We start from the raw sequence: 24,233 nt of genomic DNA on the forward strand, positions 1-24,233 counted from the left end.
TTGGGTGATAACTAGTTATTTGAATTTAATAAATTAATGCGCGCGGCAGTTACAGCGTCAATATCTGCGCTAGCAGCAATGTCATTCTGATGACTTGCAAGGGCCTTTTCGATTGGCTTGGCCAGAACTTTGCCGTATTCCACGCCGGGTTGATCAAAGCTATTGATATTCCAGAGTGCGCCTAATGTTGCAGTACGGTTCTCGTAAAGGGCAAGCAAGGCGCCGAGATAAAAAGCATTTAGCTTAGGTAGCAATAAAAGGCTGCTTGGGCGCTTGCCTGGATAGACGTCATTTGGATTGCTGGCAGTCTTGCCATTGGCCAATGCTTGAGCCTGTGCCAAGCAATTAGAGAGCAGGATGCGGTGATGAGCTACCGCTTCTGGCCTATCACTCATAGGTTCACGCACAGCAATGAAATCAATCGGAATGATTTCGGTACCTTGATGGAAGAGCTGAAAGTAAGAGTGTTGCGCGTTACTTCCCGCGCTCCCAAATACAACGGGAGAAGAATGCTTAACGGGTTTACCGTCGCGATCAGCGCTCTTGCCATTGCTTTCCATGTCGAGCTGTTGCAACCATTTCGGAAACCAATCTAAAGCATCTGCATATGGAATTGCTGCATAGGCTTTGACATCATGTTTCTCTTGTTGATGCAGCAAAGTGAGCGCCATGATGACGGGCAGGTTTTCTTCTAAGGGGGCATTCTTGAAATGCAAATCCATGGCCTCAGCGCCGGCCAAAAACTGTTTGAATGTTTCAAAGCCATATTGCAAAGCAATGGGTAGGCCTACCGCCGACCACACTGAGTAGCGACCACCGACCCAGTCCCAAAAAGGGAAGATGTTGTCTTCGCTTACGCCGAATTCTTTGGCGGCAGGGATATTGGCAGTGACTGCATATAAGGCATGCTCAATTTGGCTAGCAGTGCAGCCACTCTTTTTAAGCCAAGCAACAACTGCTTTGGCATTCATAGAGGTTTCAAGAGTGGTAAATGACTTCGACACCACAATCACTCGTGTGCTGTGTGGCTGCGCTCGTGCCAGGATCCGCGCTAATTCAGCAGTATCAATATTGGCCAAGAAATGCATGCGCATGCCACGGCTTTCAATGCCGGGAACATGGGCTAAGGCTTCAATAGCTAGGCGAGGGCCAAAGTCCGATCCGCCAATACCAATATGAATGACATCAGTGACGCCAACCCATTTATTGCACAAGGCTTCAATGCGATGCCACACTTCAGAAACGGCAGGCATGACATCCTTGCCATCAATTAAGACTGGCGTTTTACTTAAATTGCGTAAGGCAGAATGTAGGGCGGGGCGATCCTCGCTGTTATTGATATGCTTGCCTGCAAATAAATCCCTAATGAACTGCTCCAAATGGGATTTACGGGCATTCGTAAATAACTTTGCCCAGCTGCTGTCATCAATTCCTTGATAGGCGGTATCGAGCACCACATCAATGGCAGAGTGAACACTTTTATTGGCTAATTGGGCTTGCAAAGACATTCCTAGATTTTATCAATAAGGGCATCAAAATCCCCCTAAAACGCTGAAAATGTTACGATTTCATCAATAACAAGGCTTTAGCTTAGGCAAAAGTCATTACAAAATTGAGACATCTCTGAAATCAGGTCAGGAATAGCGGAATGGAGCAGGTTGATTGCGTAGTCGTGGGCGCCGGTGTCGTCGGTTTGGCGGTTGCTCGCGAGATGGCATTGCAGGGTCGAGAGACCATCTTGCTAGAGCGAGAAGATTCTTTTGGAACCATTAGTAGCGCCCGCAATAGTGAGGTAATTCATGCGGGAATTTATTACCCAAAAGACTCCCTCAAGGCCAAGCTCTGTGTAGAGGGTAATCGTCTCTTGTATGAGTATTGCCGTAGTCATCAGGTGAGCACTCAAGCCTATGGCAAATTGATTGTGGCTACCGATGCAAACCAACTGGATGATTTGCAGGCAATTCTGTATAAAGCCCAAAACAATCAAGTGCCAGATATTAAGATGATCTCGGGTGCACAAGCTAAGTCTCTAGAGCCACAGCTGCATTGTGAGGCCGCAGTACTTTCGAGCTCAACAGGCGTGGTGGATAGTCATGGATTAATGCTGTCATTACTGGGCGGTTTTGAAGATGCTGGTGGCATGGTCGCCTATCAGTCACCACTACTCAGTGCGAAACCCATCGGCAGTAATGCGGAAGGGGGCTTTGAGCTTGCTATTGGTGGTGCTGATGGCATGACGATTCAGACCAAGTTGCTAATCAATTGCGCGGGACTCAGTGCACCAGCATTAGCTCAAAAAATTGAAGGCCTGTCTAAAGATCGGATACCCAAAGCCTATTTCGCTAAAGGCAACTACTTCTCCCTGTCTGGCAAATCCCCATTCAGCCATTTGATTTATCCCATCCCTGAGCCGGGCGGATTAGGCGTTCATCTCACTCTCGATATGGGAGGACAGGCAAAGTTTGGGCCTGATGTGGAATGGCTTGATATTGAAGAGGAAAGTCAGATTAACTACACGGTAGATCCAAAGCGGGGAGAGGGCTTTTATGCTGCAGTAAGACAGTATTGGCCAGGTCTTAAAGATGGCGCATTGCAAGCAGACTACTCCGGGGTCAGAGCCAAAATCGTCCCGCCTAATGTCCCAGCGGGCGACTTTTACTTTGAGGGCCCCAAGCAGCATCAGCTTCACGGGCTTTTTAATCTCTATGGCTTTGAGTCCCCAGGTCTTACCTCTTGTTTGGCTATTGCCCAGCATTTGGAGGCGCAAATCAAAAGTTCTTTATAATCTAGGTCTCAAATCGCAAAGGAAGAGTGGCAGAGCGGTTGAATGCACCAGTCTTGAAAACTGGCGAGGATGAAAGTCCTCCGTGAGTTCGAATCTCACCTCTTCCGCCAAATTAAAGTCTTACCAAAGCCATCCTGCGGGGTGGCTTTTTCTTTGGCTGCATAACCCATCATCAATCAAAATGCTACTCATAGGGGGTATCCCTATATGAACCGAGTTTCTATATTCTGAGTAAATAATTTCTAATAATAAAAACCTCAGGGTTTTATAGGGACTCAGATAAATATGTATGACGATCAATCACGCCTTGATTTGGGGCAACTTAATGTCGAGCGTGGAAGTTATTCTGCTGCATTTGATATCTTTTATGGTCTCGCTAAAGATCGAGCTAGTGAAGATGCGCTTTATGCATTAACTAAGCTGTGTTTTGATGGTCGCCTAAACCCCGAGCAAATCAATACGCTATTTACACTTCAAAATTCCAATAGTAGTTTGGGTAATGGTTATGCGCACTTTAATGTGGGCTTAATGTTTGAGCGCGGCATGGGTGATGTCAAGCAAGACTACAAGACAGCCGTTGAATATTATGAAAAAGCAATTAAAGAAGAAGTGCTCGATGCCTACTGTAATTTAGGCAATATTTACATTCTTGGTACAGGTATTGCACATGGCGTTGTGCCCAACCAAGAAAAAGGTATCGCCTTATTAAAAAAAGGTGCGGAGGAGGGTAGTAGACAGTCTGCTTTTACCTTAGGCTCTTTATATGCAACTGGCGATATTATTGAGCAAGACCTCAAGCAGGGATATCTCTATTTAACCCTGGCTGCATTTGCTAAGCATGACCAAGCAAAGCGAGTTCTTCTGATATTTGAACATGCTCACCCAGGTAACTACCGGGAGGAATTTGATACGGCTCAGCAGCAGTATTGGAAGATTGAAAATATGCGCAGGCTTTATAAGTGCGTTTAATGCCCTTGGACTTGCGCCAAATAAAAAACCCCAGCAATCACTTGCTGGGGTTTTGTCTTTCTAGTAACTAGAAAACGTTATTGCATTACTTCTTAGCCACTGGTGCACTTACTACTGCAGCAATTGCTTCTGTATAAACTACTTTTACTTGGTCGTTTACAGCAATATCTTTCATCAAGTCAGGATTCTGAACTTTAACTTTGAAGATATTTCCTTGTGGGCCTTTTAAAGAAACAGTGTTCTTAGTAGCATCAATCGCTTCAACATTAGCAGTAGCGGTAATGGTGTTAGTAGTGATCATGCCTGGCTTTTCGCCTTGTGGAGCAGTTGTAGTCGTAGTTGTAGTTTGCTCACCAGTTGTACCTGGGTTTTTCACTTTAACCAACTCAATAGCAACCGCGAGTTCGTAAACAACGTCAAAACGATCACCAACTTTAATTTCAGTGAAGTTCTTTACTTCAGGGCCTGCAACGATAGAAGTTTCACCATCCTGATTCTTGAGGGTAACAGTGCGTGTTGCAGGATCAATCTTGGTTACTTCGCCGTCATAAATGAGTGCAGACTCTTGAGCCGCTACAGCAGCTACTGGAGCTTGTGGCTTAGTGAGGAAAAGGTATGCGCCAACTGCGATAGCAGCAATGATGATGGCAATGATGATTTTTTTCATAACAGTAATAGTCCTTAAATATTTGGAGTGCACTACCAATAGGTGGTAAGGCGGTAATTGATAAATGCAGTTGTATTAGCATTTATAGAGATTGTATTACTCATGGGAAAGATTCATGAATTTTCGGGACTCGTCTTCTAAATAGGCCCAATACCTGACTATTTTGCTTATTTATCCAAATTTTGTGAAATATTCATGGCGCATACTAGAGAGATAGTGTTGATGAAGGGGTATATATGTTTTGGAAGTTATTTTCAGGATCAGTCTTAATGAGCTTGGGTCTTGCCGTTCTTGGTGCGACTCCCTCTGATCTACTGAAGACCTATGAATCGCAATCTGGGAAAGCATCTCCCACTCGAGGAGAGCAGTTCTTTAATGCTAAGCATGGAAAAGAGTGGAGTTGCGCGTCCTGTCATGAAAATCCCCCCAATCACGACACGAAGCATATTGTTACTGGCAAGGTCATTAAGCCCCTATCCCCCAACGCTAATTCCATGCGATTTACCGATGAAGCCAAAGCGGACAAGTGGTTTAAGCGCAATTGCAATGATGTACTCGGTCGAGACTGTACTGCGCAAGAAAAAGCTGATGTCCTCGCTTGGTTAATGACAGTCAAATAAATTAATATGAAAATTCAATTTCCTTATCTCTTCCCCCTTTGTTTGTTCTTAAGCGCATCATCCGCCTTCGCAGCAAAGATGCCAATGCCTGCCGATGCGCCAGCTTCTTATGAGGGTGAGTGCGCAAGTTGCCACATGGCTTATCCACCGGGATTATTGAGTGAGCAAAGCTGGAAAAATGTGATGTCTAGTCTTTCTAAGCACTTTGGTACAGACGCCAGCGTAGATGCCAAGACTCAAGCTGAAATTACAAACTGGCTAATTAAGAATGCCGCTACTCGGCAAAAATATAGTGAGACTGCTCCTGAAAATCGCATCACCAAAACATCATGGTTTATTCGGAAGCATGATGAAGTAAGGCCTGATGTTTGGAAGAGGGCTGGCATTAAGAGTCCAGCCAATTGTGGCGCCTGTCATATCGATGCTGCTCAAGGCATCTTTAGTGAGAAAAATATCAAGATCCCAACCAAATGAATAAACCTGTGAATGATGCAGTTGGCGCAACTGGAAAAACCCGGCAGCTGATTTTGGTATGGGATATGCCGGTGAGGGTATTTCATTGGCTATTGGTGATTTGTTTTGCTGGTGCGTGGCTCACTTCTGAGAGTGAGCGGCTTCAGATGATTCACTATGCATTTGGCTATTCGGCATGCCTACTTATTCTCATCCGATTGGTGTGGGGGCTGATTGGCACTCGCTATGCCCGATTTAGTCAGTTTCTGAAAAGCCTTAAGGCAGTCTCAGAGCATTTCCTTGCTATGCTACGCGGACATCCCCACCATGATGTTGGCCATAATCCAGCGGGCGGCTTAGTGATGTTTGCGCTGATGCTACTCATACTGCTGATTGGTTTAACAGGTTATCTTTCTGTTAAAGAGTTTTTGGGCAATTTCATGTCTGAAGCACATGAAGCAGTTGCTAGTCTTGCTTTAGCTGTAGTGATTCTTCACGTTGCCGCTGCAATCGTCATGAGCCTACTTGAGGGGCAAAATCTTGTGAAGTCCATGGTGAATGGCAAAAAGCTAGGCATGCCAGAGCAGGGGATCCGTTACCCACAATACCTTCTAGGCATGGTTTTGCTGTTTGCATCTCTTTATTTTTTCTACCTAGTCCTGTCTGGTGCTTTACCAAGTTTGACGCAATAGACTTGTTGGGCAGGCTGGATTAAGAAGGCGATCGTTGTACGATATCTCCTATGAAGCTGCTGATCGCCCTCTATTTTTATATCCTTGCCACCATTCAGTTGGGCTTGTTGTTGGGTGTCTACCATTACTACCGATCTCAAAACAGAGTAAGACCAAGCCCTTATTGGATGTGGTCTTTGGTAGTGAGTGTTTTTGCCTTGGCGACTTTTGGTACCGGAATTCTGACTATTGAAGATGTCGCAAAACCAGAGTTTAATTTCACAATAGCCAATTCTTTGTTCTATGTTGCTGCTATTTTGCAGCTACTCTTTTGCAGGTCTTTGAACAAGCCTATCAGCCAGCGTCTTAAATATGCCTTTGCTTTATCTGTTTTGATCTTTATTCCTTTTTTTGAGTGGATGCGTATTACTGGCACATTCGAAAGTCGAACCTCTGTGATCTGTTTGATTACTGGATCCTTTTTTATTTGGCAAATTCTTCAGCTACGCGAGAAGAGAAGGGCGACTCCTTCCCGGCAATTAATGTATCTGCAATATGCCACTACCGCAGAATTATTTTTTGCAATTGGTCGACTCTCCGTAGTAATTGCATCGGGATTTACGATACGCCAGGTAGAGCAGATCCCCCAGTTACTTATTCTTCTGACAATTACCCAAATCGTCATGAATACTTTGGCTTATATTGCCATTGGGGGATATTGGTCTGAACGAATTGCATTGGCAAGTGCTAATTCTCAGGTCGAAAATGAGGAAATTAAATCCTTGTTGTTGGAGCGTGAAAATCTCATCTCTAATTTACTCAAGGCTAATAAAACTGCAGCCACCGGCGCGTTGTCAGCTTCCATTGCACATGAGCTCAATCAGCCCTTAGGAGCTTCACAACTCAATATTCAGTTTCTACAGAAGAAGTTTTCAGAAGGTCATTTAAGTAACGAGCAAACCCAAGAAGTATTAAACGCATTGCTTGCAGATAATCGGCGTGCATCCAATATTATTCAATCCTTGCGCTCCATTTTTTCAGATGGAAAGATCGAGGTCGAACGAATTGATATCAAGCTATTAATTGAGGCAGTTCTTCAGATCACCAAGCCAGAAATTCAGGCGCAACATATTCAAGTTGTACTGCGACTGAACTCCAGCGCTTATGTCAATATTAATCGGGGCGAAATCCAACAGGTCCTGCTTAATCTCATCAATAACGCCATACAAGCCTTGAGTATTTCAACAAATGCGTCTCGTTCGCTGGAGATTCAGAGTGAGGATATGCCTGGCGGTATTCAATTCATCGTTAGGGATAGCGGCGATGGAGTTCCGCTTGATGCCCAGCCCCATTTATTCGAATTACTTTCCAGCACTAGTAAGTGCTCTGGCATGGGATTGGGTTTATGGCTATGTCACCACATCGTATCTCGTCATGGTGGCAGCATCCGGTATCAAGATGCCACTGGCGGTGGCGCTGAATTTGTTATCTTCTTACCCTCTAATTAGAATTAAGGTATTAGCTGCGTAGCTAATTGCCTATCCATGGCGCTCTCTTTACATTCATTAACTAGCTTTGCTAATAATTGCAATACCTCTAACTCACTCAGAATTCTATGAAAACCACCATCTCCCTTCTTGTCCTATCCTTTGCCTTCATTGTCGGTAACTCCGCCATAGCTGCTGGCGGTGGTGGGGTGGTAGCTGATCCTGGCGCAATGCGGGGTAAGCACTTTGATCCAAAGGGCAAGGCGCCTTCTACATTTACAGTTGAACTGCAAAATGGTTTGCGTAAAACCTTACCATTTGAAGATATCCGCGATTTTGAAGAGTCCAAGAGGGGATTCATTGCGGCGCCTGCTTATAAAACCATCATGGCTGATGCAGGTAACGTCGCTTGGGATATGGGAAGTTATGAGTTCTTATTGCAAGGTAGGGATTTTGATAGCGTCCATCCTTCTTTACAGCGCCAAGCGATTCTCAATATGGGCTACGGCCTCTATGAAGTTGTGCCTGGGAAGATTTATCAGGTTCGTGGATTTGATTTATCAAATATCAGTTTTGTCAAAACGAATACTGGTTGGATTGTCTTTGACCCATTGACCTCAAAAGAGACTGCGAGAGCTGCCTTGGAGTTGGTTAATGAGAAGTTAGGTAAACGCCCAGTTGTAGCAGTGGTGTATTCCCATTCTCATGCGGATCATTTTGGTGGCGTTCGTGGGGTGGTAGAAGAAGCAGATGTGAAGAGTGGCAAGGTTAAGATTATTGCTCCTGCTGGTTTTATGGATCATGCTGTTGCGGAGAATGTATACGCCGGTAATGCCATGACACGTCGTTTGTATTTCCAGTATGGCGTTTTGTTGCCGCGTAGCCCATTTGGCCACGTTGACCAATCGATTGGAAAAAATACGGCAGCTGGAAACCTCGGCTTAATAGAGCCAACCATTCTCATCAATGAGCCATTTGAAAAAATGACAGTAGATGGCGTTGAGATGGAGTTTCAAAATACCCCTGGTACAGAAGCGCCAGCCGAGATGAATACCTACTTCCCGCAGATGAAAGCATTCTGGGCTGCCGAAAATATTACCGGCACTATTCATAATATTTACACCTTGCGTGGTGCGCTAGTACGTGATGCCTTGGCATGGTCTAAGAACATCAATAATGCTTTGTATCGTTATGGCAATGAAGCACAAGTGATGTTTGCTTCGCATTCTTGGCCGCGCTGGGGTAATGATCGTGTACAAGAGGTGATGCGCACGCAGCGGGATAGTTATGCACACTTAAATAACGAAGTGCTGCATTTGGCGAATAATGGCGTAACCATTAATGAAGTGCATAACGTTTACAAACAACCGGAGAGCTTGAAGTCTCAATGGGCTGCGCATAGCTATCATGGCTCTGAGGAGCATAACAGCCGCGCGGTAATTAATCGTTACCTCGGTTACTGGGACGCCAATCCTGCAACTTTAATTCCGCTTTCACCAAAAGATTCTGCTCCGCTGTATGTGGAAATGATGGGCGGCTCTGCCAAGATTATGGCCAAGGGCAAGCAACTCTATAAGCAGGGTAAATATCGCGAAGCCATGGAGATTGTGAATAAATTGGTTTATGCAGAGCCAAACAACGCATCGGCCAAAGATTTGCTGGCGGATATTTTTGAGCAAATTGGTTATCAAAAAGAAAGTCCAAGTGTGCGCAATAGCTTCCTGGGTGCTGCATATGAGTTGCGCCACGGCATGCCCTCTGGAGCATCGCCAAAGACCAATGGTCCTGACATGATCAAAGCAATGACTACAGAGCTTTGGCTTAATGCCTTAGCCATCAGCATGGATAGCAAAAAAGCTGCCGGCATGAAGTTCACTATTAACCTAATCACTCCGGATAATGGTGAAAAGTTTGTTGTGGAAATGAGTAATTCTGCGCTAAGCAATATCAATGGTTACCAAGATAAAAATCCAAATCTGACGATCACTCTGAACCGTAGCGACTTAGAAAAAGTCATGGGTGGCCAAACTACGTTTGAGAAATTACAAGCTGAGGGTAAAGCTCAGTTTGATGGCGATCGCAAAGCGTTTGAGCAGCTACGCGGCACAATGACTAGCTTTACTCCAGACTTTGAGTTGATGCCTGGCACAAAAGCTAAAAAAGTACCGCCCGCTAAATCAAGTAAAGATCCGTTTGAGGCTCCTCCGATTGCCAATTCAGATGGTGCTTAACTATATTTAACTTGCGTTAACCTACGCAGTACTTAAGTATTTGAAAAATGGGCTCCTTGGAGCCCATTTCTTTTCCATAAAATAGATAAACAACTTAGGCCGCGAATGCCCCACCATCCGTGAGGGCCTTTAAGGCTTCACCATCAATGCCCAATTCTTTGAGCACCTCATCGGTATGCTCGCCGAGTAAGGGTGGGTGACGTGACACCTGCTGTGGTGTCCCCATCATCTTGACTGCAAATCCAATATTGGGAACCTTACCTTCAATTGGGTGATCGATCTCCATGCGCATTTTTCGATGCTGACCATGTTCGCTATCAAATGCTTGTGGGTAGGTATTAATGGGTCCAGCTGGAATACCTGCTGCTAGCAAGAGATCCACCCACTCTGCGCTGGTTTTTCTAACAAAGGTCTTTTCCAGCTCCGCTGCTAGGATCAATCGATTAGCTAAACGGAGTGGATTGGTTCTAAACAATGGATCTTCGAATAATTCCGGGCGATCAATCTTGTCGCAGAGGAGTTTCCAGAGTTTTTGATTGGTAGCGCCCATCACAAAATATCCATCGGCGGCTTTCATGGCCTGATAGGGTGCACTCATGTGATTTGCGGTACCAAGTTTATAGGGCTCAACTCCAGTGCCCCAGTATTGCGCTGTATCCCAGATTGAGAATGCCAATGCAGAATCAAATAGGGATGCATCAATAAACTGACCTTCACCCGATTTAGTCTTGCCGATATAGGCGGACAAAATTCCATAGACTGCAAAGAGGGCGCAACCAATATCCGCTACGGGCACACCTGCTTTTACAGGAGGTCCATCTGGATAGCCCGTTACACTCATGACGCCCGACATAGCTTGTGCCATCAGATCAAAACCTGGGCGGTCTGCCCATGGTCCGGTTTGGCCAAATCCAGAGATGCTGGCATAAACCAATCCTGGGTTGATATCTTTTAATGAAGGGTAATCAATTCCCAGTTTTTTCATGACGCCAGGGCGGTAGTTCTCGACCAAAATGTCAGCGGTCTTCACAAGCTCAAAAAAGACTTTCTTGCCAGCTTCAGTTTTGAGGTTGAGTGTCACACTGCGCTTATTGCGATTCATATTTAGAAAGCCCATGCTGTCAGAGCCCTTCATCTTGAATCCCATTGCCCCACGAGTTTGATCTCCCGTGCCTGGAGGTTCAATTTTGATGACGTCTGCACCCAGATCGGCAAGCAACATGCAGCAGTACGGTCCAGCCATTACTTGACTCACGTCAAGAACTCGGACGCCAGCCAGGGGCAAAGGCTTGCTGATAGGTGTTTTCATCATTGTCTCAATTGTTTTTATATGTTTATATTGCTCTACTAAATACTAGCCTTGAATATAAAACAAAAAATGGAGACCGTATGATCAATCAATCCCCTAAAAGGATTTTGCGTAGATTTGCTTTTTTGGCGCTAGGCATCTGCAGTGCTCTGCCACTCTCTGTAAGTGCGCAACAAGCCTTCCCGACTAAACCGATTCGTTTAATTGTGGGATTTGCTCCTGGTGGTGGAACGGATATCGTTGCTCGCGCTATCGCTCCAAAGATGGGCGAGATCCTGGGTCAAAGTGTGATCATTGAAAATAAATCTGGTGCCGCTGGAACGATTGGGGCAGACCTGGTTGCTAAATCTAATCCAGACGGTTACACCTTATTGATGGGGCACTCCAACTCGAATGCGATTTCCCCTTTTGTGCTCAAAAATGTTCCTTACAACCCTGCAACGGATTTCACGCCCATCACCTACTTGGGTTACGTCCCGAATGTGTTGGTGGTTAAATCTTCGCTACCAGTCAACTCAGTGGCGCAATTAATTTCTTTAGCCAAACAGAATCCCGGGCAGATGACTTATGGTTCATCAGGCATTGGTAGTACACAGCATCTAGCGGGTGCTTTGTTCTCAAAGATTGCTGGCGTAGAAATGAATCACGTTCCCTATAAGGGCAGCGGCCAGGCAATTGTGGATTTACTGGGTGGTCAAATTACGATGAACTTTGATACCTTGCCGCCAAATTTGCAGCAGATTCGTCAAGGCAATTTAAAAGCGTTGGCAATTTCCACGCCGAAGCGCCTGTCGCTCTTGCCTAACGTGCCTACTTTTAATGAGGTGGGTATAGTCGGTTTCGATGTGACTAACTGGTACTCCGTGATGGGCCCTAAAGGTATGGATCCAGCGGTCGTTAATAAGATCGACCAAGCAGTTAAGGCGGCTACGAATGATCCAGAAATTAAAAAGACATTAGATGCCCAGGGTCTTCAGCCTGAGGGCCCCGCAACACCAGCTGCTTTCAATTTGTTCTTGGCTGGTGAGCTGGCGAAGTATCAGCGCTTGGTAAAGAGTCTTAATATCAAGGCTGAATAATCAGAGCCTCTGCAATTCATTAAACTAGCTTATCTAATTCAGCTATAGTGCTTATTAACCCTCTCTCTTGAATGAGGGAGGGTTTTTTACTTTATGACCACAGACAAAGACTCCATTCCAGATCGTATTGCCGAAGTTCGCTTTGAGCTGCGAAACGGCATTGCATTTATTACTTTCGATCACGTTGCCGCTCGAAATGCGATGACGGTGGGGATGTATCAGAGCTTGAAGTCGATTTGTGAAGATTTGTCTAAGAGCTCGACTGCGAGAGTAGTTATTTTGCGTGGCGCTGGCGGCAAGTCTTTTGTCTCGGGTAGTGATATCGCGCAGTTCTCTGACTTTACTTCTGGCGATGACGGGATTCTGTACGAAGAGGGTATCGATGCTTACCTAGCTCCTCTAGCTAACCTGCCCATTCCAACCATAGCCGTCATTGATGGCATGGCAGTTGGCGGAGGTCTTGCGATTGCCAGTTGCTGTGATTTTAGAATCTCCACACAAGATGCTCGCTTTGGTGTTCCCATAGCCAAGACGCTAGGTAATTGCCTATCTGCAGGTAACGTTGCTTGGCTTGTTGCACACTTGGGAGTAAATATCGTTAAGCGCATGTTGCTATTGGCCGAACTCGTAACTGCACCAGAATTGCTCCAGCAGGGCTATCTCTTAGCCATGTATCCCGCCGAAGCACTCGAGAGTGAAGCAAATCAACTCGCTGAAAAATTAATGAAGCTAGCACCCATTACACAAAAATCCACTAAGCAGGTGTTAGCAAGAATCATCAAAAATAACTTACCCGATTGCAGTGATCTGATTCGGGAATGTTATGGCAGCGAGGACTTTAAGAATGGCGTCGCAGCATTTTTAGATGGTAAGCCACCTGTCTGGACCGGAAAATAATCCAGGCCCTCGATCGAAATTCTCAGCCTTACAAAAACATCTCTTGTAAATTATTGAGGTAGCGTAAGCCTTGTACTGTCGCCTTAAGTTGATTTGGGTTTGGATCTAGCAAACCTTTTTTGCTGGCTTCATCCAATCCTTTTGACACCACGCTAAGCGGCAATCCCGTGCGCTCGCTAAAGGTAATGGTATCGACACCATCAGTCAGACGTAATGTATTGAGCATGAATTCAAATGGAAGATCTTTAGCAGGGATTTCTCTAGCTTCAATTAAGGCATTGCCCTTGGTTTCCATGGCCTGCATATAGGTTTCTGGGTGGCGCTCTCGTACTTGGCGCGTAATTCTATCTGGGAAAGAAATCTTCCCATGGGCTCCCGCGCCAATTCCAATGTAATCACCAAAGCGCCAGTAATTTAGATTATGTTTGCACTCCTGAGCCTTTTTGGCATAGGCAGATACTTCATAGCGTCGATAGCCGACCGCCTCCAGAAGGGCTAAGTTCTGCTCAAAGATTGCATCAATTTCATCTTCATTTGGAAGCTTCGGTGGGAAGTTTGCAAAGTAGGTATTCGGTTCTAGCGTTAAGTTATAGAAGGACAGATGCGGAGTGTTAAACGAGAGGGCAGTTTCAATATCCGCTTTAGCGGCGGCAAGAGTTTGATTTGGTAATCCAAACATTAAATCGAGGTTGACGGACTTAAAGTGCTGTAAAGCAATCGCTATCGCGCGCTTGGCTTCTTCACCGTTATGAATGCGCCCCAAAGCTTTAAGCTGCTCATCCTGAAAACTCTGAATACCTAAAGAGACGCGATTGATCCCCGCTTTTGCAAAGCCAGCAAACTTCTCAGTCTCGACTGAGCCAGGATTGGCTTCCATGGTGATTTCACAATCAGGTTCTAAGTTCACACGCGCTCGAATAGCTGAGAGGAGTTCATTCATGCCATTAGCGGACATCAAGCTAGGGGTACCGCCACCAATAAAAATGCTATGAACTTGGCGACCCCAGATGCAAGGTAGCTCTGTTTCTAAATCCGCAATGAGTGCTTTGATATAGCGGGCTTCATCAAATCCCTGAGCTTTACTCTGATCACTGCCGACATCTTTAATTTGATGTGAGTTGAAGTCACAGTAAGGACACTTCTTTTCACACCACGGAAAATGAATATACAAAGACAGTGGCGGTAGGGCAGACAATTTTGGCTGTGTCGCCAAAGCGGGGTTAAGCAGATTGAGCACGGCTTTGAAGTTCTGCAATGAGTTCACGCAATGCTTGGCCACGATGGCTGATGAGATTTTTCTCGGATGAATCTAGTTCAGCGGCGGTGCTACCAAGCTCAGGTAGAAAGAAGTGAGGGTCATAACCAAATCCATGATCGCCTTTAGCCTCATCGATGATTTGACCGTACCAACGGGTTTGAACAATCAGTGGTTCTGGATCATTGGCGCTATCAACCATGACCAGGGCGCAGACATAATGTGCGCCACGATCAGCCTTACCTTGGAGCGCTGCAATCAATTTGTGATTATTGGCTGAGCTATCCCCATCGATACCTGCATAACGAGCTGAGTGGACGCCTGGCGCACCATCTAATGCATGAGCACAAATTCCAGAGTCATCAGCAAGTGCAGGTAAGCCGCTAGCAGCGCTGGCATGCCGTGCTTTTGCAAGCGCATTCTCAACAAAAGTAGGGTACGGCTCTTCTGCTGACGGAATACCAAGCTCGCCTTGGGGGATAACCTGAAAATGAAAGGGCGCTAAGAGCTCCTGAAACTCCCGAACCTTTCCGGCATTGTTAGAGGCGAGAACGAGCTTTTGCACCATCTACCTTTGATCTTTTATTTAAATGCTTCTATTTGTAGTTGGGTGAGGTCCTGAATTCCTTGCTCTGCCAAATCCAGCAGCGCATTTAATTCGGTGCGGGAGAAGGCTGCACCTTCAGCGGTGCCTTGTACCTCAATCATGCCGCCTTTGCCTGTCATCACGACATTCATATCGGTATCGCATGAAGAATCTTCTGGGTAATCTAAGTCGAGTACAGGAACGCCTTGGTAGATGCCAACAGAAATCGCTGCAACACTATCAATGATCGGATCAGTCTTGAGTGCACCACTCTTCAGGAGGGTATTAATTGCGTCACGTGCCGCAACATAAGCGCCGGTAATAGATGCAGTTCTCGTTCCACCATCAGCTTGCAAGACATCGCAATCCAAATGAATAGTTCTTTCGCCCAATACTTTCAAGTCAAAGACGCTGCGCATGGCACGACCGATTAAGCGCTGAATCTCTTGTGTGCGACCAGACTGCTTGCCTCGGGCAGCTTCACGATCACTACGAGTGTGGGTAGATCGAGGGAGCATGCCGTACTCCGCAGTAACCCAACCTTCGCCAGAACCTTTTTTATGCGGAGGTACCTTTTCTAGAACGCTGGCGGTGCAGAGTACCTTGGTGTCACCAAAGGCAATGAGAACTGAGCCTTCTGCATGCTTGGTAAACGCACGGCTAATGCTTACAGGGCGTAATTCGGTGGGGGTACGGCCACTAGGGCGAGTAATGTGGGGCTGAGTCATGGAGTGGGGTCCTAAAGATCTACAATGTCCCTATGATATCGAGCATGACTGGTTATGGCAGCGCTTCTCGCCAAGTCTCCCTAGGAGCTGGCGTTGTAGCTGATCTGCAAGTGGAATGTCGGGCTGTTAATAGCCGCTTTCTGGATTTGGGCTTTCGTCTTCCGGACGAGTGTCGTGGGGCTGAACCTGCCTTGCGCGAGATGGCTACTCAAAGCCTTTCGCGAGGCAAGGTCGAGTTTCGGGCTGCATGGCGCGTTAATTCGGGCGCTGCCGGGGCAGCCAAAGCCAACCCCCATGCCTTGGGAGCACTGAATAAAGATCGCCTAGACGCTCTCTACACCCTTCAAGAACATGCTCAGATAGCCTTTCCGAATGCTGAAGCATTGCGTATAGCTGATATTTTGCGCTGGCCAGGAATTGTTTCTGAGCCACGGGGCGAAGAGGAAGGCTGGCTTGCCGCTACGGTTGAGGCCGGTCGTGCCGCTTTAGCTGCCTTAATGGATAGTCGTCATGCCGAAGGTAAAGCCTTGGTTACGGTACTTACCAATATCACTGGCAAGATGCGTGAGATTGTGAAGACCATTGAGCCTAAGGTGCCGGAATACGTTGCTCAATATCAAGAGAAGCTTACCGAACGCTTGGCTGAGGCATTGGCTGCCCAAGAGCAAGGAAAAGGTAACAGCGGTTCCGGTACAGAGTTGATGGAGCGTATTCGTCAAGAGGTTGTGCTCTACGCAGTACGTATCGACGTGGCAGAGGAGTTTGCCCGACTTAAGACCCATCTTCAAGCTGTTGATACTGCGCTTGCGGGTAAAGGTCCGGTAGGTAAGCGTTTGGATTTCTTGATGCAAGAACTCAATCGTGAAGCCAATACCCTCAGCTCCAAATCTGTTTCTGAAGAGTGCACGCAGGCCGCCTTAGAGCTCAAGCTCTTGATTGAGCAGATGCGTGAACAAGTGCAAAATTTAGAGTAACCGTCATTTCCACCAATTACTATGGCCAGTCCTAAACCTAAAGCTAACTTATCTCCTGCCTACCAAGGCAGTATGTTGATGATTGTTGCCCCATCAGGCGCTGGAAAATCTTCCTTGGTAAATGCTTTGTTACAGGAAGATGCCGCCCTCAAGCTCTCTCTTTCCACTACAACACGTGCGCCAAGACCGGGTGAAGTAGAAGGTAAGGATTACCGCTTTATTCAAAGAGAAGAATTTATAGCTGAGCGCGATCAAGGTCATTTTTTGGAGCATGCTGAAGTGCACGGCAATTTTTACGGCACCTCCAAAGCCTGGATCGAAACCCAAATGAAAACCGGGCGCGATGTGATGTTAGAGATTGATTGGCAGGGTGCTCAGCAGATTCGTCAAATCATTCCTGAAGTCCAGTGGATCTTTATCTTCCCACCCTCATTTGAGGCGCTGGAAGAGCGCTTGCGTAAGCGTGGTCAGGATGATGAGGCAACCATTCAGAGAAGGTTAGCTGCGGCGCATTTGGAGCTCCAGCATGCCCATGAGGCAGATTTTATTGTGATCAATGATGTTTTTGAGCAGGCTTTAGTTGATTTGCGCCATGTCGTTGCTGCCAGCCGCCTGCGCTCAGGGCCGATTATGGCTCGCAACCCTGCGCTTTTAAGGCGTCTCGGGGTCTAATCAGTTATCCTATAGGTATTGAAGCTAAAGTTAAGTGAGTTCAGCATGGCCCGTATTACTGTAGAAGATTGTCTAAAAACTATCCCAAATCGTTTTGAGCTGGTATTGGCTGCGACTTATCGCGCACGTCAATTGGTTCAAGGTCACTCCCCACGTGTTGAGTCCAGAGATAAAGCAACTGTAGTTGCGTTGCGTGAAGTTGCTGCTGGTGTAACTGACCGTGACATGTTGACCAAAGTACCTTTGTAATTCAGGGGTTCCGTTGTGGAGCTCCCCTTAGGCGACTCAAACACATCGGAACACAAAGGCTTGGTCTCGCCTAAAGAGACCGCTAGTAGCGATAAGTCTTCCATCATCGCTACTTTGTTGGCCCAGTCAAGCCGACACTTATTTGGCCCTACCTCTGCGCCAACATTACCTCTAAAGCATCAAGTTGTTTCGATTGATGGACTTATCTCCAAATTGGGCTATCTCAAGCCTGAAGAAGTTAATCTTATTAAGCAGGCCTTTCACTTCGCAGATGCCGCCCATTTGGGTCAGTATCGCCATAGTGGCGAGCCTTACATTACTCACCCCGTATCAGTTGCTGAACTCTGTGCTACGTGGCGCCTAGATGCTTCATCCATCATGGCCGCCTTATTACATGATGTCATCGAAGATACTGGCTGCACCCAAGCAGACCTCGTTGGTAAGTTTGGTAGCAAAGTAGCTGAGCTCGTCGAGGGATTAACCAAGCTCGATAAGTTGGAGTTCCAAAGTCATGCTGAAGCGCAGGCTGAAAGCTTCCGTAAGATGTTTATGGCGATGGCGCGAGATGTGCGCGTCATTCTGGTAAAGCTAGCTGACCGTACTCACAATATGCGTACCCTTGATGCTGTCCCAATGGAGAAGCGTCGCAGAGTGGCTGCAGAAACGATTGAGATCTACGCGCCGATTGCACACCGTCTCGGCCTCAATATTATTTACCGCGACTTGCAAGATTTGAGCTTCCGTTACTCCATGCCAATGCGCTTCAGAGTGATTGAGGGTGCAGTCAAGCGGGCGCGTGGCAATCGCAAAGAAATGGTCGAGAAGATTTTGCAGAATGCACGCATGGCATTTGCAAAGGCCAATCTCGAGGTAGATCTGCAGGGCCGAGAAAAAACACTCTTTAGTATCTATAACAAAATGCGTAGCAAGCATTTGAGTTTTTCTCAGGTGCTTGATGTTTATGCCTTCCGGGTCACCGTTCATTCAATTGATGAGTGCTATCGTGCGCTCGGAATATTGCACGCGCTCTATAAACCTATGCCGGGCAAGTTCAAGGATTACATTGCGATTCCCAAGCTGAACGGCTATCAGTCTTTGCACACAACACTATTAGGACCTTCCGGTGTGCCGGTCGAGTTTCAGATACGAACTGGTGATATGCATGCCGTTGCAGAAGCGGGTGTTGCTGCGCACTGGGCATATAAAGATGGTGGTCCTGATATGAGTGAGGTGCAAAACCGCGCTCATCAGTGGCTGCAGTCCTTAATTGATATTCAAGATAGTAGCGGCGATTCGCAAGAGTTCTTGGAGCACGTCAAAATTGATTTGTTTCCAGATGCGGTGTATGTCTTTACGCCCAAAGGACAGATTAGAGCTTTGCCGCGTGGGGCTACCGCACTAGACTTTGCCTACTCCATTCATAGCGATGTGGGTAATACCTGTGTAGCCGTCAAGATCAATGGCATGCAGTTGCCCTTGCGCAGTGAGCTCAAGAATAGCGATATTGTTGAGGTAGTGACATCGGCGAACTCGCAACCAAATCCAGGTTGGTTGGCATTTGTGAGAACGGGTAAAGCGCGTGCTTCCATTCGTCATTCACTGAAGACCAAGCACTATGCCGAGTCTCTGCAATTGGGTGAGCGACTTTTGGCAAATGCTTTGCGTCAGCAGGGAGTAGATGCTGGGTTACTCTCCCCAGAAATCTGGGAAAAGTTATTGCATTGGACTGGCGATAAAACTCGTGAAGAGGCCTGTGTCAATATTGCCTTGGGACGCAGATCCGCTCAAGAGCTAGCAATTCGTTTAAAGATTTTGATTGATGATGAAGGTGGTTCAGAGCAAATGCGTTTGGGGGCAGCGGACTGGGTTTCGCCTCAGCAAGAGATTGCTTCACATCATCATCAGCGCCAAGCTATTTTGGTGGATGGGCGCGAAGGAAACTCAATTAGCTTTCAAACCTGCTGTCATCCGATCCCCGGTGACAACATCATTGGTTACCTTGGTAAGGGTGAGGGTTTGCAGGTTCACACCAATGACTGCCCGGTAGCGCTCCGTATGCTCTCCAAAGACAGTGATAAGTGGGTGGAGGTCGAGTGGGGCAAAGAGGTTAACCGAGAATTTGAGGTGGATCTTGCAATTGATACGCGTCAAGGTAAGGGCGTACTGGCTAGAGTGGCGAGTAGTGTGACTGCTGCAGATTCCAACATCCTTAATGTATCCATGGATGACCGCTATAAAGAAGATGCCGTCACCATTCGGTTCACCATTCAAGTATCAGATCGTTTGCATCTCTCCAAGGTGATGCGTAGTCTGCGAACCAATCACGATGTGATGCGTGTGACCCGAGTTCGAGTCAGCTAATTACACTCAAGTTCAATTATTGGTACTGAACGTCTAGAATTTCAATCTCGGTAGGTCCGGTTGGGGTCTGAATTTTGACGCAATCACCCAAGCGAGCCTTGATGAGCGCTTTGGCAATCGGCGAGACCCAGCTGACATGACCTAGGTCCAAATCAACTTCATCGACTCCCACAATCGTGATGGTTGTCTCCTTGCCTTCATCAGCGCCTTCTAGACTTGCATAGGTCACAGTAGCCCCAAAAAAGACCTGCTCAGCATCTGCGTCCCCGGTTTTTCGGGCTTGGTTGTCAACGACTACGGCAAATTCAAGGCGCTGATTTAGGAAGCGAATCCGGCGGTCTATCTCTCGAAGTCGCTTTTTTCCGTAGATGTAGTCCCCATTTTCAGAGCGGTCTCCGTTGGACGCAGCCCAGTGAACAACCTTGACAACCTCCGGCCGATCAAGGTTTAGGAGCTGTAAAAGCTCGCTTTTGATGCGTTCATGACCAGCTGGTGTGATGTAGTTCTTCTCTTCCATGGCATAATTATGGCTGTTGCGGCTGTAGCTCAGCTGGATAGAGTACTTGGCTACGAACCAAGGGGTCGTGGGTTCAATTCCTGCCAGCCGCACCAACTCTTATAGGGCCTAGTTGAAAAACTGGGCCCTTTTCTTTTTTTTGGTAGTTCATAGTAGTTTCATCTAGATCCCTTATAGTTTGTCTATGAGTATTTCAGACCCTAATTCCTCGCTTTCAATGGCTCCAGTAGCGGTTTGGTCGCAGGCCGACGCAAGTCATGCTCAAGTTAGCCTGAGTGGGGCAGTCAACGTCTATTCATTAGCTGGTGTCTGGACTGATATTCAGGAAAAACAAAGGCTTTGGCTGGGGCAAGGTAATGCCCAGAGTCATTCGCTTGTTTTCGATGCTTCAAAAGTTAGCTCTTTAGATGGATCTGCCTTTGCATTCTTAATTGATGTGCAGGAGGCGCAGCAAAAAGCAGGCGGGCAGTTTGCTATTCAGGGTCTAGATCCAAAGTATCAGCCGCTCCTGCACGAATTTGATCCAATCACCAATCTCTTCCCGGTTCCGACTCCAAAGCCAAAGTCTAGCTTTGTGGTGAGCGTCGGAATGGCCGCTCAAGACCTGATTGAGGATGCTCGCGGACTAGTGAGCTTTGTCGGCCATTTGTCAGCAGATTTAGCCTGGTCAATACGTCACATAAAACAAGTTCGTTGGGGTGACTTTGTCAATGCGGCTGTAGAAGCGGGGATCTCTGCATTACCTATTGTTGGCCTAGTTGCATTTTTAATTGGTGTGATTTTGTCTTTTCAGGCCGCTATCGGCATGCAGCAATTCGGTGCCGTTTCTTTTGTAGGGCCACTAGCTGCATTGGGCATTGTGCGCGAGATGGGGCCGCTGATTACGGCAATCTTGCTTGCTGGTCGATCGTCTGCTGCATTTGCTGCAGAGATCGGGACGATGACTGTCAACAGCGAAGTAGATGCATTAGTTACTGGCGGTTTAAGCCCGATTCGATTTTTGGTAGTGCCAAGAGTATTGGCAGGCATATTAGTGGCGCCTATATTGACCCTGTTCGCCGATATCGTCAGCATTTTTTCTTCCATGCTGACAATGCAAATTTATGGTATTCCCTTCATTAATTTTTATAACGGTATGTTGGCTGCCGTTGATGTTGAGGATGTGTTGTCAGGCCTTGTGAAGGCGACTCTATTTGGCGTAGTTGTCTCAGCCATGGGTTGCTTGCGTGGAATGCAAACGGGAACCGGTGCAGCTGCAGTTGGAATTTCTGCAACCCGTGCAGTGGTGAGCAGTATTGTCATGATCGTCTTGGTGGACGGCATCTTTGCTTATATCTCTTACAGGACAGGCTTCTGATGGACGCATTAGATAAGGCGATTGACGTTCAAAATCTCACTGTAGGCTATGGCTCTAAAGTGCTGCTTCAGAATTTAAACTTTTCTGTGGCGAACGGCGAAATCTTTGTCATTTTGGGTGGATCCGGTTGCGGTAAGTCTAGCCTCCTCAAGAATTTGTTCGGCCTGTATGAGCCCCTTGCAGGCGATGTATTGATTGAAGGTCAAAACATTACAAGCGCCCAAGGTACAGAGCGTCAAAAAATTATGACGAGTTTTGGGGTGATGTATCAGCAGGGTGCTTTGTTTGGTTCTATGAATCTTCTGGATAACGTAACTCTTTTTATGGAGGAGTACACCCAACTCACTAGAGACCAGATGAATCTATTGGCGCGCTGTAAGCTCGATTTAGTTGGTTTGCTTCCCTATGAAACGTATATGCCCAGCGAGATTAGTGGTGGCATGCAAAAACGCGCCGCAATTGCGCGCGCTATGGCCCTGGATCCAAAGATCTTATTTTTAGATGAGCCTTCTGCTGGTCTTGATCCGATTACCTCAGCCGATCTCGACAGTACGATTCTGGATCTCTCAAAAAATTTGGGATTTACCTTTGTGATCGTCTCCCATGAGCTAGCAAGTATATATTCCATCGCCGACAAGGTGATTATGTTGGATAAGGATGCCAAAGGCATTATTGCTGAGGGTGATCCAAAGACATTAAGAGACACCAGTAAGGACCCACGAGTACATCAATTCTTTAATCGCATCATGAGCAAGGACGCAGCATGAGTAACAACTCCAACCCCAACTATTTCCGCCTCGGTATTTTTGTCTTAGCGGCAATCGGTGCATTACTCACCATCATATTAATTTTTGGTTCCGGACAGCTCTTTAAAAAATCGTTCATGGTGGAAACCTATGTTAAGCAATCGGTGACTGGTCTAGATGCTGGTGCGGCAGTACGTTTTCGAGGTGTAAAAATTGGGCAGGTGACATCTATTGGCCTATCGGGGGACTTGTATGAAAAAGATATCCCGATGATTCAGAAGCAAGAGTATGTCGTTGTGAGAATGCAAATTTTTGGCGATGGTTTAGAGAAGAATCACCTAGAATCATTCGTCAAAGATAACTTACGTGCACGTATCAGATCCATGGGTATTACTGGTGTGAATTATGTGGAGTTGGATTTTTATCCTAAGTCTGATCAGAGTTACACCCTCAAATATTCATGGGAGCCTGAATATCCAGTAGTGCCATCGATGCCAAATCAGGCAGATGAGATTATTTCCGGTATTCAGAAGTTGATTGGCGCCTTAAATGGCCTAGATGTAGATGGAACTCAGAAGAAGTTTGATGCGCTATTAGGTAATTTGAATCATTTGATGGCTGGTGATGGCAAAGATAATGCTGGTCTGATTACTACAGTTAAAGACCTAAATGTTCTCTTAGACCGTATTGCTAAGGTGACCGATAAAGATCAGCTCAATATTCTGATGCGGGAATTGGTTGCCACTATGGTTTCTTTGCGTCAAACCGTGACTAGCGTGCAGGGTGATACCACTGCAACCCTGGAGAATCTGCGTCAAGCCAGTGAGCAGTTAAATGAGTTCACTCGCATCGCAAGCCAATCTCCGTCCACCCTGATTTGGGGTGAGCCACCCGCACGCATTACACCTCCAATGAATGGAGTTCAAAAATGACGCCTAAGAAAATTCAGATGATGAAAAATTCACGCCTGACCCAGTTCGCTGCTTGTGTATTCATCATGACTGCCTTGAGCGCTTGCTCCTTGCCTAAAAGACCGGCTTTGGAGACTACTAGTTGGATGGTTGCACCAGAGCGAACAGGGGCACCTTATAAACCGCGTAGTGATTTGTGGCTCAAGATGGGTTCAGTAACAACAACCCCTCCATTCGATGGCAAGTCTTTGGTTTATCGCTTAGGCGATCAGCGCTACGAAAAAGATTTTTACAATATTTATTCTACGCTACCAAATGAGATGGTTGGTAATGCAACTCGCCAGTGGCTCAATAAGGCGCAAATATTTTCGATGACAGTGGGGCAGGGTAATAGCTTCTTCCCTTATTACAATCTGCAAGTTTCTGTTGAAGAGTTTTATGGTGATTATCGTGTTCGTCCAGAGGCGGTTGTCACAGTAGAGTTTTTCTTGACTGCAACCGATCCTCAAAAGCGTAATCCTGTGATTGGTAAAAATCGTTACACAAAACGAATTGCTCTCAAAGACAATACACCTCAAGCTTTGGCCTTGGGTCAGCAAGAGGCTTTGGCGCAAATTTTGAAGGAGTATGAGGTGGTGGTTTATGGATATGCCGGAAATCTACCGCCGCCTTTAGGGCAATAGTCACTTTAGAATTGCAAAAAATATAA

The 24,233-nt window shown here is 46.5% G+C and carries 24 protein-coding genes and 2 tRNA genes; 19 read left to right on the forward strand and 7 right to left on the reverse strand.

The features are described 5' to 3' along the window. Window positions 1-11 precede the first annotated feature (11 nt). Window positions 12-1,508, reverse strand: a complete 1,497-nt coding sequence (pgi, locus tag FD971_RS03690; RefSeq protein ID WP_215334753.1) for a glucose-6-phosphate isomerase — start codon at window positions 1,506-1,508, stop codon at window positions 12-14. Window positions 1,509-1,648: 140 nt separating this feature from the next. On the opposite strand from pgi, the gene FD971_RS03695 reads away from it, so the two are divergent. The 3 genes from FD971_RS03695 (at window position 1,649) to FD971_RS03705 (ending at window position 3,754) form a co-directional block, all read left to right on the forward strand. Beyond that, window positions 1,649-2,785 carry an NAD(P)/FAD-dependent oxidoreductase gene (locus FD971_RS03695; RefSeq protein WP_215334754.1) on the forward strand — a complete coding sequence of 379 codons (1,137 nt, stop codon included), beginning with the start codon at window positions 1,649-1,651 and terminating at the stop codon, window positions 2,783-2,785. Between the two features lie 20 nt (window positions 2,786-2,805). After that, window positions 2,806-2,895 (forward strand) — tRNA-Ser (locus FD971_RS03700). A gap of 175 nt (window positions 2,896-3,070) precedes the next feature. Continuing rightward, window positions 3,071-3,754: a tetratricopeptide repeat protein gene (locus FD971_RS03705; RefSeq protein WP_215334755.1), complete on the forward strand. Its 684-nt coding sequence runs from the start codon at window positions 3,071-3,073 to the stop codon at window positions 3,752-3,754. Between the two features lie 85 nt (window positions 3,755-3,839). On the opposite strand, the gene FD971_RS03710 is transcribed toward FD971_RS03705, so the two are convergent. Next, window positions 3,840-4,421, reverse strand: a complete 582-nt coding sequence (locus tag FD971_RS03710; protein WP_215334756.1) for a hypothetical protein — start codon at window positions 4,419-4,421, stop codon at window positions 3,840-3,842. A gap of 236 nt (window positions 4,422-4,657) precedes the next feature. Between FD971_RS03710 and FD971_RS03715 the strand changes: the two genes are divergently transcribed. From FD971_RS03715 to FD971_RS03735, 5 genes are all read left to right on the forward strand, one after another. Further along, window positions 4,658-5,041 (forward strand): DUF1924 domain-containing protein, encoded by a 384-nt coding sequence (locus tag FD971_RS03715; RefSeq protein ID WP_215334757.1) that lies wholly within the window; start codon window positions 4,658-4,660, stop codon window positions 5,039-5,041. Between the two features lie 6 nt (window positions 5,042-5,047). Continuing rightward, window positions 5,048-5,515 (forward strand): diheme cytochrome c, encoded by a 468-nt coding sequence (locus tag FD971_RS03720; RefSeq protein WP_251368674.1) that lies wholly within the window; start codon window positions 5,048-5,050, stop codon window positions 5,513-5,515. Next, window positions 5,512-6,186: a cytochrome b/b6 domain-containing protein gene (locus FD971_RS03725; protein ID WP_215334758.1), complete on the forward strand. Its 675-nt coding sequence runs from the start codon at window positions 5,512-5,514 to the stop codon at window positions 6,184-6,186. Before FD971_RS03720 ends, FD971_RS03725 begins: the two co-directional genes overlap by 4 nt. Before the next feature lie 50 nt (window positions 6,187-6,236). Next, complete coding sequence (locus FD971_RS03730; RefSeq protein ID WP_215334759.1) at window positions 6,237-7,673, forward strand: sensor histidine kinase; 1,437 nt, start codon at window positions 6,237-6,239, stop codon at window positions 7,671-7,673. A gap of 107 nt (window positions 7,674-7,780) precedes the next feature. Beyond that, the gene (locus FD971_RS03735; RefSeq protein ID WP_215334760.1) at window positions 7,781-9,883 is read left to right on the forward strand and encodes an alkyl/aryl-sulfatase; all 2,103 of its coding nucleotides are present in this window, start codon (window positions 7,781-7,783) and stop codon (window positions 9,881-9,883) included. Window positions 9,884-9,977: 94 nt separating this feature from the next. On the opposite strand, the gene FD971_RS03740 is transcribed toward FD971_RS03735, so the two are convergent. Then, a complete protein-coding gene (locus tag FD971_RS03740; RefSeq protein WP_371743054.1) occupies window positions 9,978-11,192 on the reverse strand; it encodes a CaiB/BaiF CoA transferase family protein in 1,215 nt (404 codons plus the stop codon). 80 nt (window positions 11,193-11,272) lie between these two features. Between FD971_RS03740 and FD971_RS03745 the strand changes: the two genes are divergently transcribed. Together FD971_RS03745 and FD971_RS03750 are read left to right on the forward strand one after the other, a co-directional pair. Beyond that, entirely contained in the window at window positions 11,273-12,271 is a 999-nt protein-coding gene (locus tag FD971_RS03745) for a tripartite tricarboxylate transporter substrate binding protein (protein WP_215334762.1), read from the forward strand. 93 nt (window positions 12,272-12,364) lie between these two features. Next, the gene (locus tag FD971_RS03750) at window positions 12,365-13,168 is read left to right on the forward strand and encodes an enoyl-CoA hydratase/isomerase family protein (protein WP_215334763.1); all 804 of its coding nucleotides are present in this window, start codon (window positions 12,365-12,367) and stop codon (window positions 13,166-13,168) included. Between the two features lie 28 nt (window positions 13,169-13,196). On the opposite strand, the gene hemW is transcribed toward FD971_RS03750, so the two are convergent. The 3 genes from hemW to rph are packed head-to-tail and all read right to left on the reverse strand — an operon-like array spanning window position 13,197 to window position 15,737. Beyond that, window positions 13,197-14,423, reverse strand: coding sequence for a radical SAM family heme chaperone HemW (hemW, locus tag FD971_RS03755; RefSeq protein WP_371743071.1), 1,227 nt, complete (start codon window positions 14,421-14,423; stop codon window positions 13,197-13,199). Next, window positions 14,389-14,988, reverse strand: a complete 600-nt coding sequence (gene rdgB / locus FD971_RS03760; protein WP_215335161.1) for an RdgB/HAM1 family non-canonical purine NTP pyrophosphatase — start codon at window positions 14,986-14,988, stop codon at window positions 14,389-14,391. Before rdgB ends, hemW begins: the two co-directional genes overlap by 35 nt. Before the next feature lie 17 nt (window positions 14,989-15,005). Beyond that, window positions 15,006-15,737, reverse strand: coding sequence for a ribonuclease PH (gene rph / locus FD971_RS03765; RefSeq protein WP_215334764.1), 732 nt, complete (start codon window positions 15,735-15,737; stop codon window positions 15,006-15,008). Window positions 15,738-15,769: 32 nt separating this feature from the next. Between rph and FD971_RS03770 the strand changes: the two genes are divergently transcribed. The 4 genes from FD971_RS03770 to FD971_RS03785 are packed head-to-tail and all read left to right on the forward strand — an operon-like array spanning window position 15,770 to window position 19,993. After that, the gene (locus FD971_RS03770; protein ID WP_215334765.1) at window positions 15,770-16,711 is read left to right on the forward strand and encodes a YicC/YloC family endoribonuclease; all 942 of its coding nucleotides are present in this window, start codon (window positions 15,770-15,772) and stop codon (window positions 16,709-16,711) included. 21 nt (window positions 16,712-16,732) lie between these two features. Beyond that, window positions 16,733-17,383, forward strand: coding sequence for a guanylate kinase (gmk, locus tag FD971_RS03775; protein WP_215334766.1), 651 nt, complete (start codon window positions 16,733-16,735; stop codon window positions 17,381-17,383). A gap of 45 nt (window positions 17,384-17,428) precedes the next feature. Next, window positions 17,429-17,632, forward strand: a complete 204-nt coding sequence (rpoZ, locus tag FD971_RS03780; protein WP_011902918.1) for a DNA-directed RNA polymerase subunit omega — start codon at window positions 17,429-17,431, stop codon at window positions 17,630-17,632. Window positions 17,633-17,692: 60 nt separating this feature from the next. Further along, window positions 17,693-19,993: a bifunctional (p)ppGpp synthetase/guanosine-3',5'-bis(diphosphate) 3'-pyrophosphohydrolase gene (locus FD971_RS03785; RefSeq protein WP_215335164.1), complete on the forward strand. Its 2,301-nt coding sequence runs from the start codon at window positions 17,693-17,695 to the stop codon at window positions 19,991-19,993. A gap of 16 nt (window positions 19,994-20,009) precedes the next feature. Here FD971_RS03785 and greB read toward each other — a convergent pair whose 3' ends face one another. Next, on the reverse strand, window positions 20,010-20,510 hold the full coding sequence (greB, locus tag FD971_RS03790) for a transcription elongation factor GreB (protein WP_215334767.1): 501 nt from the start codon (window positions 20,508-20,510) through the stop codon (window positions 20,010-20,012). 18 nt (window positions 20,511-20,528) lie between these two features. On the opposite strand from greB, the gene FD971_RS03795 reads away from it, so the two are divergent. The 5 genes from FD971_RS03795 (at window position 20,529) to FD971_RS03815 (ending at window position 24,207) form a co-directional block, all read left to right on the forward strand. After that, window positions 20,529-20,605, forward strand: a tRNA-Arg gene (locus FD971_RS03795). A gap of 89 nt (window positions 20,606-20,694) precedes the next feature. Beyond that, window positions 20,695-21,867, forward strand: coding sequence for an ABC transporter permease (locus FD971_RS03800; protein ID WP_215334768.1), 1,173 nt, complete (start codon window positions 20,695-20,697; stop codon window positions 21,865-21,867). Beyond that, window positions 21,867-22,634: an ABC transporter ATP-binding protein gene (locus FD971_RS03805; protein WP_215334769.1), complete on the forward strand. Its 768-nt coding sequence runs from the start codon at window positions 21,867-21,869 to the stop codon at window positions 22,632-22,634. The genes FD971_RS03800 and FD971_RS03805 overlap by 1 nt, the downstream gene beginning before the upstream one ends. Next, window positions 22,631-23,545, forward strand: coding sequence for an MlaD family protein (locus FD971_RS03810; RefSeq protein WP_215334770.1), 915 nt, complete (start codon window positions 22,631-22,633; stop codon window positions 23,543-23,545). The genes FD971_RS03805 and FD971_RS03810 overlap by 4 nt, the downstream gene beginning before the upstream one ends. Then, entirely contained in the window at window positions 23,542-24,207 is a 666-nt protein-coding gene (locus FD971_RS03815; protein WP_251368675.1) for a membrane integrity-associated transporter subunit PqiC, read from the forward strand. Before FD971_RS03810 ends, FD971_RS03815 begins: the two co-directional genes overlap by 4 nt. Window positions 24,208-24,233: the final 26 nt, after the last annotated feature.

It is taken from the genome of Polynucleobacter sp. AP-Ainpum-60-G11, assembly GCF_018688375.1.
In the GTDB taxonomy this organism is placed as follows: Bacteria; Pseudomonadota; Gammaproteobacteria; order Burkholderiales; family Burkholderiaceae; genus Polynucleobacter.